This is a genomic window from Litchfieldella rifensis (assembly GCF_042646605.1).
In the GTDB taxonomy this organism is placed as follows: Bacteria; Pseudomonadota; Gammaproteobacteria; order Pseudomonadales; family Halomonadaceae; genus Litchfieldella; species Litchfieldella rifensis.
This window is the reverse complement of record NZ_JBHRUG010000045.1, coordinates 1-877: the sequence shown is the minus strand read 5'-3', so window position 1 is coordinate 877 and position 877 is coordinate 1. Positions and strand designations below refer to the sequence as shown.

1 protein-coding gene and 1 pseudogene are annotated in these 877 nt (G+C 65.7%); both read right to left on the bottom strand.

From position 1 onward, the window contains the following. A pseudogene (locus ACFOEV_RS19565) lies at positions 1-182 on the bottom strand (hypothetical protein); the annotation flags it as partial. Continuing rightward, positions 179-877 (bottom strand): Mu transposase domain-containing protein (locus ACFOEV_RS19560; protein WP_449280247.1); only part of this gene is annotated, 699 nt, incomplete at its 5' end. The gene ACFOEV_RS19560 and the pseudogene ACFOEV_RS19565, both read right to left, overlap by 4 nt.

Below are 877 nucleotides of genomic sequence, written 5' to 3'. Positions count from 1 at the left end.
GCCTGTTTCAGCCGCGACTCCAGGCCCTTCTGGTGGCGCCCGCCCCATTCCTGGGCCAAGGCCTGCTCGAGGAACTCACGGTAGTTCAGGTCCTGCTTGCTGGCATGCTCGCAGAGGCTGTCGAGCGAGGCCTGGAGATGCTCCATCTTCAGGCGGGTAAGGAGCTGTTCCAGGGCCATCACAGCACCTCCTCGTAGACCCGCAGGTCACGCTGTTGAACGGCCAGGGTCTGCTGCCACAGGGCGGCATGGTGCTCCGGTACGCTGCGCCAGCCGGCTTGAGGGGCCTGGAGGCGATGCTGGGCAATGGCCTCGCCGGCCGGCGTGTAGACCGTCAATTCGTCATCGAGACTCAGGCGAATGATCACCGCCTGGCCGCAGTGGGCCTCCGGCACGCTATAGCGGTTGCCACGCACTTCGATGTAGCCGTCCCAGCCGACCTGGCGCAGGTCGTGATAGCGGGTATCGAAGTCAGTCGCCGGCAGGGCTTGCAGCGCCTCGGTTTCGGCCACGAAGCGCTCCGCCGGGGATTGGCGGAACTGACGCAACGGCCGCTGATCGGCCACCCGCTCCAGCCACAGCAGAAGCAACTGGTTGAGATGGGCAACGCTATCGAACTGCCGGTAGCGCTGGAAGAAGTGCTGCTTCACGTAGCCCACCATGCGCTCGGTCTTGCCCTTGGTCCGCGGTCGCTGCGGCCGGCACGCCTTGGGGGCGAAACCATAGTGGTTGGCCAACTGCAGGAAGCCGGCATTGAAGATCACGCGCCGGTCGCGGTCATGTTTGAGCACCGCCGCCTTCTGGTTATCGACCAGCACCGTGCGCGGCACGCCGCCGAAGTGGCGGAACGCCTGCACCAGCGCCTCGTAGGTATGCTC